The following is a 6,097-nucleotide window of genomic DNA, read 5'->3' as shown; positions in this document are numbered from 1 at the left end:
GACCATGGCGCTCCACACGGGGTCGGCCAAGGCGCTCTCGTCGAGCACGATGTCCTCATTCTGTGCGTCGGAACGCGGTGTCACAGGGGTTTCCTTTCGTTGTTCGCCGGGTGGTCATTTGACCGTGCGCTCGAGCGGATTCTCGGTCGCGGAGGCGTGCACCTGGAAGGCGATCGCCCCCGGAAGGTACCGATCGTCGCTTCTCTCGATGGCACGCCCGCTCGGCTCGAAGCTCTGACGTCGCAGGCGAAGCAGCGGGCTCGATCGACGCACGCCGAGGAGCTCGGCGTCGTCGGTGGAGGCGGCGACGGCGTCGATGACGTGATCGGCGTGGGCCGTGAGGATCCCGAAGCGCTCGTTCATGATCTGCACCACCGACGCCTCGCCGGGCGGGATCGCCTGGACGACCGGGATCATCCAGGTCGCATAGGTGGTGCGTTCGAGCATCACGTCGCGCCCGTCGAGAGATCGGATCCGCAGGACCCTCAGCACGGGGGCGCGATCGGTCAGCCTCAGGCTCCTGGCCTCGTCGACGGTCGCCTGGTCCGTCTCCATCGAGATGACCCGCCCGCCCGGCTCCATCCCCTTGCTCCTCGCCCACTGGGCGAAGGAACGAAGCTGCTCGAAATTGTGCGCATGCCTGCCGGAATGGACCATCCAGCCGGATCCCTGCCGCGAGGTCAGCATCCCCTCGCGGGCGAGGGCGGCCAGGGCACCGCGCACCGTTCCCCTCGAGACGGCGTACTCGCCGGCGAGTGCGGTCTCCGACGGCAGCGAGGCACCGGGCGGAAACTCGCCCTCCAGGATGCGCCCGGTCAGGCTGTCGGCGACGTGGCGATACTGGGTCATCGGTCGCTCCCGGGTCTGTGCACGAGGGACATCACAGGCACAACGGATCCTCTCGCACGGTGACCAGTGTAAACAGCGGAAGATGAATTGCAGCTGGTAGAAAACCGCCGCCATCTTTGCCAAGTGTCCCTTCCCGTTCACCACGGGTTCAAACACGATCCATCTGTTCTCCACCATTCGGTTTTTGGATTGATGTGTACAAGTTGGCGGCCCCCGAGGGCCGGACGGCAGAGGGTCGTGTCGACCGCTCGTTCAGGAACGGAAAATCGTTTGTCTTTCTTGCCGGGCTCAACGCGCATCCTCACGATCGTCGCCCTGACCGCGGGCCTGGCCTTCGCCGGGAGTGTCCCGGCCGTCGCCGGTCCCGTCTCCCCCGCGGCGGCCGCACCGAGCCCGTCCGGAACGCTGGAGCTGGTCACCCAGGATCCGGCGCCGGGCGAGGACCTCGTGTTCTCCTATACGACCGACCGGCCGAACACCGCCAACTGGATCGGTGTGTACAACGATCCGAGCACGGGTCCGACCGACCAGGCCAGCCACGGAGCATCCAGCGACTGGGCCTACCTGGACTCGGCGACCGCGCGGAGTTCCGGCACCGTCACCGTCCCGAGCGACGGGCTCACGCCCGGCCGCGACATCACGGCGTACCTCCTCTACGACGACGGCTACACCTGGCTCGCCCAGCCGGTCACCTTCCACGTCGGGTATCCGACCACCGGAACGCTCGCGCTCACCACCGTCGATCCGACGGTCGGCGACAGTCTGGAGTTCACCTTCACGACCGGCAAGGACAACGACGCGGGAAAGGACTGGGTCGGCATCTACGACGACCCGGCGAAATCGCCGGTCGACCAGACCTACCCTGACGTCGGGTCGAGCGAATGGTCCTACGTCAGCGGGACCAGCGGATCGGTGTCGATCCCGAGCGACAAACTCACCGCCGGACACGACGTGATCGCCTACCTCCTCTACGACGACGGCTACACCTGGCTCGCCCAGCCGATCGTCTTCCGCCTCTCCGCGGCGCCGTCCGCGCCGACGGACGACGGGACCCTGGCGCTGACCACGACGGACCCCGTCGTCGGTCAGAAGCTCGAGTTCAGCTACACGACGACCACCCCGAACTCGGAGAACTGGATCGGCATCTATCAGAGATCGGCCGACTTCCCCAGCGGATACGTCACCTGGAGCTGGGCCCCAGGGGCATCCGGCACGGTGTCCGTGTCGACGTCCGGGCTGAGCGCCGGCGACAGCGTCACGGCCTATCTCCTCTACGACAACGGGTACACGGCGTTGGCGAAGCCCGTCACCTTCGGCATCAGGCCGGCCCCTCCCCTGATCGGATCGGCGACGCCGACAACACCGCACTTCGTCACCGACGACCTGACCGCCCCCGCCGCGGCTCCCGCCTCGACGCTCTCGATGGCGCTTGGCGGCCTCTGGTTCGGGGTGAACGGGCAGCCGGTCAGCTCCACGGCGACCTTCGCCAAGGTGAGCGGTCCCGACTGGCTGACCGTGGCGGCCGACGGCTCGGTCAGCGGCACGACCCCCTCGCGGGCATCCGCGCGTCCGGCCGTCCTCGAGGTGAGCGCGACCGACACCAACGGCGTGACGGGGACACTCGATGTGGAGGTGCCGCTGAGCCCGCCAGGAACGGTGCCGCGGGTCAAGGCCGCGACGCTCTCGATGTGGGACGCCGGCAGTCACGTCGACAATCCCCAGGAGAAGCTGGTCAGGTCGATCATCGTCAACGGGCTCACCCTCGTCGGGCTGCAGCAGACCGGCGGGACGCAGGCCGCGGCGATCGCCCACTTGCTGGGCTGGAACGCCGTCGAGACCCCCGGAGGAGAGGGCGTCATCAGCCCGTTCCCGGTCGCCGCCGACACCACCGCGGTGCCGGCCACCGTGCCCGCCGCGAAGGCCGTCGTCACCATCGGGACGAAAAGGGTCACGGTGTGGGACGCAGCGCTGGACGCCGTCGCGTCGACCAGGTCTCTGGCCTGCGACGGGAACGGCACCACGGCGATCGGAGCGGAGAAGGCAACGCTCCGCTATGCCCAGGCCGTCGCGCTGGCCGGCGCCGTCTCCGACGATCTCGGCGGGGGCGCATCCGTCATCCTGCTCGGGGACCTCGAATCGCCCTCGCACCTCGACTGGACCGCGGCGACGAGCGCGGCGCACTGCGAGGCGGGCGCCGTCGACTGGCCGGTGAGCTCCGTCCTCGAGCGCACCGGTCTCAAGGACTCCTTCCGTCTCGCCCACCCCGACCCGTCCGCGGCTCCCGGTCAGACCACCTCGGTCTTCACAGGGCACGCGGTCTCCGCCACCGCGGCGGCGACCCCCGCCGACGCCGACCGGCTCGACTACGTCGACTTCGCCGGCGACCTGACGGTGCTCGAATCGCACGTGCTCACCGACGGATTCCCGAAACCGGCACCCGATTCCGCGGGGAACGGCTGGATCTCCGATCGGGCGGCCGTGGTCACGACCTTCGACCTCGTGGCAGACACGGGCGACGGACCCGGCGACGGCGGCCATCCGGCCGATCCGGGGACCGGCCCGCACGGTTCCACGCGCCCCGCCGGATGGCTGCCGTTCACCGGAGCCAGCATCGGCGGTCTGGTCCTCGTGGGCCTCGGACTGCTGGCCGCGGGAACGATCGTCGTCATCCGTCGCAGACGAACCATCACCGACCAGAAGGAGCCACGTCCGTGAGCACGTCCAAGCCAGAGCGCGGTGCGCCCCGCGTCCGCCTTAACGCCGCACCCCCGCTCGCGCCGGAGCAGGCCTACGCATCGTCGATCCGCCCCGGTGTCTCGCGCCGCTCACTGCTCCTCGGCGGCGCGGCGGCGATCATGGCCGGGGTGGCGGCCGGAAGCGCCTTCGGTCCTCGGCAGGCCGCCGGGGCCGCGACGAGGACCGCCGCCGCCGCGCGCACGGGGACCGCAGCCGACATCAAGCACGTGGTCATCCTCATGCAGGAGAACCGCTCCTTCGACCACTACTACGGCACCCTCCCCGGCGTCCGCGGTTTCGGCGACAAGCAGGTCCTCGAGTTCCCGAACGGGACCACCATCTTCGCCCAACCGGACCCCTCGCGGCCCGATGGCGGCGTCATGCTGCCCTACCCGCTCGACTCGGCGAACCACAACGCGCAGAACGCCGGCGGACTCGACCACTCCTGGGGCGGCGGTCATGCCGCGTGGAACAACGGGGCCTGGAACCACTGGGTCGACGCCAAGAGCGAGCAGACCATGGGCTACTTCACCAAGGACGACATCCCATACCACCACGCGCTCGCCTCGGCGTTCACGATCTGCGACCAGTATCACTGCTCCCTCAACGGCCCGACCACGCCGAACCGCCTGTACCAGTGGTCGGGAACCGTCAACCCCGCGGGAGACAAGGGCGGTCCGGCTACCGACAACCCCGCCGACTACAACCCGGTCTACAGCTGGGGCACCTACGGCGAGCGGCTGCAGGCGGCGGGGGTCAGCTGGCGAACCTATGCGAACGACGAGGTCGGCGACGACGGCAACCACCCCTACGTCGGCGATTACGGTGACAACCCGCTGTGGCTGTTCCAGCAGTACCACGACGCGCTCGCCTCGGGCGATCCCGAGGTGCAGAAGCTCGCGATCAACGGCGGCCTGCACGACGGCTGGAAGCCGGACTCCGGCCAGGGGCTGGATGTCGCCCATCTGCTGAGCGAGTTCGGTGCGGACTGCGCGGCGGGCACGCTCCCCCAGGTCTCCTACGTCGTCGCGCCGTACGGCTGGTGCGAGCACCCGTCGGCCAGCCCGGACTACGGTGCGCACTACACCAACGCGGTCGTTCAGGCGCTCTTCAGCAATCCGGACACCTGGGCATCGACCGTGCTCCTCATCAACTACGACGAGAACGACGGCTACTTCGATCACGTCGTCCCGCCGATGCCGGAGGCAGGCACGCCGGACGAGTTCGTGGCGGGACTGCCGATCGGCTACGGGACGCGCGTCCCGCTGACCGTCGTCTCCCCGTGGTCCAGGGGCGGCTGGGTCAACTCGCAGGTTTCCGATCACACCTCGATCATCCGGTTCCTGGAGACCTGGACGGGGGTCAAGGACCAGAACATTTCCGACTGGCGCCGCACGATCAGCGGGGATCTCATGTCGTGCTTCGACTTCTCGGTCGCCGACGTCTCGATCCCGACGAGCGACGAGGTCCCCGGCCTCGACATGACGGCGACCCTGGTCGCCGCGGCCGACGCCGACCAGTCGAAGCCGTCCATCACCATCCCCGCGGCGGGCGCGCAGCGGATGCCCGTCCAGGAGGCGGGCGACGCCAAGCACCGCTCGCTCCCCTATCGGCAGAACGCCAACGTCGCCGTCGACCGGGCCTCCGGGGCGGTCAGCCTCACCATGCAGAACACCGGCAAGCAGGGGGTGTCGCATCTCGTGTACCCGAACATCGCCCTGCCGTTCCAGGCCACCCCGTTCACGATCGCCGCGGGGGCCAGCGCCGGCTATCTCTGGGACGCGGCCGCGACGGACGGCGCCTACGACTTCAGCGTCTACGGCCCCGACCGGTTCCTGCGCCGCTTCGCCGGGACCGTCGTCTCGGGGACCCACACCGACGTCGGTCTGCCCTCGGTCACGGCTGCCTTCACGACCGGTGCCAAGCCGGCGCTGCGGCTGATCCTGACCAACGACGGGGACAGGACGGTGCGATTCGAGCTCATCGCCAACGACTTCGTGGACCATCGGGACGAGGCCTACGTGACGTCGGGAAGCGCCACCGTCGACTGGCCGGTCGACGAATGGGGTTATTACGACGTGATCGTCACCGCGAACACGGGCACCGGGTTCCGCTACCGCTTCGCGGGCCGGATCGAATGACCGTGACCGTCCGCCGCACGCATCGCGCTCAGACGAAGGCGAACAGCGGCGGAAGCAGCAGGACCACCGCAGCGGCCCAGAGACCGAACACGGGCAGATAGTCGGTCTGCCACCGTTCCAGCCGCACCCCCGGCAGCCGGCGCGCCAGCATCCGAGCCGACAGCCAGGCCGTCACGGCGAGGTTCACGACGAGGAGCAGATTGAGCCCCAGCGCCGCGACGCGGTTGGCCGTGAACCCGAACTCGGCGACGCGACCGATCATCGAGACGAGCACGAGCACGTCGACGACGAGCGCCGCGACGACGGCGACGAGCCTGATGGCGTCGAGCGGGCCGGCCGGTTTGGTCGGCTCCCGCGCGGACAGCGCGTAG

General features: G+C 69.3%; 3 protein-coding genes and 1 pseudogene. 2 read left to right on the top strand and 2 right to left on the bottom strand.

Annotated features, from left to right (window positions below; translation table 11 throughout):
- Positions 1–114: 114 nt before the first annotated feature.
- A complete protein-coding gene (locus tag VGC18_RS02435; RefSeq protein WP_331093853.1) occupies positions 115–849 on the bottom strand; it encodes a GntR family transcriptional regulator in 735 nt (244 codons plus the stop codon).
- Positions 850–1,128: 279 nt separating this feature from the next.
- Here VGC18_RS02435 and VGC18_RS02430 point away from each other — a divergent pair, with 279 nt between their 5' ends.
- Together VGC18_RS02430 and VGC18_RS02425 are read left to right on the top strand one after the other, a co-directional pair.
- Positions 1,129–3,564: a hypothetical protein gene (locus tag VGC18_RS02430; protein ID WP_331093851.1), complete on the top strand. Its 2,436-nt coding sequence runs from the start codon at positions 1,129–1,131 to the stop codon at positions 3,562–3,564.
- Positions 3,561–5,726: a phosphocholine-specific phospholipase C gene (locus VGC18_RS02425; protein ID WP_331093849.1), complete on the top strand. Its 2,166-nt coding sequence runs from the start codon at positions 3,561–3,563 to the stop codon at positions 5,724–5,726. Before VGC18_RS02430 ends, VGC18_RS02425 begins: the two co-directional genes overlap by 4 nt.
- 28 nt (positions 5,727–5,754) lie before the next feature.
- Here VGC18_RS02425 and VGC18_RS02420 read toward each other — a convergent pair.
- Positions 5,755–6,097: pseudogene (locus VGC18_RS02420) on the bottom strand (hypothetical protein); the annotation flags it as partial.

The organism is Lacisediminihabitans sp. (assembly GCF_036404185.1).
In the GTDB taxonomy this organism is placed as follows: Bacteria; Actinomycetota; Actinomycetes; order Actinomycetales; family Microbacteriaceae; genus Lacisediminihabitans.
The sequence above is the reverse complement of the archived record's forward strand: the minus strand, read 5'-3'. Positions and strand labels throughout refer to the sequence as shown.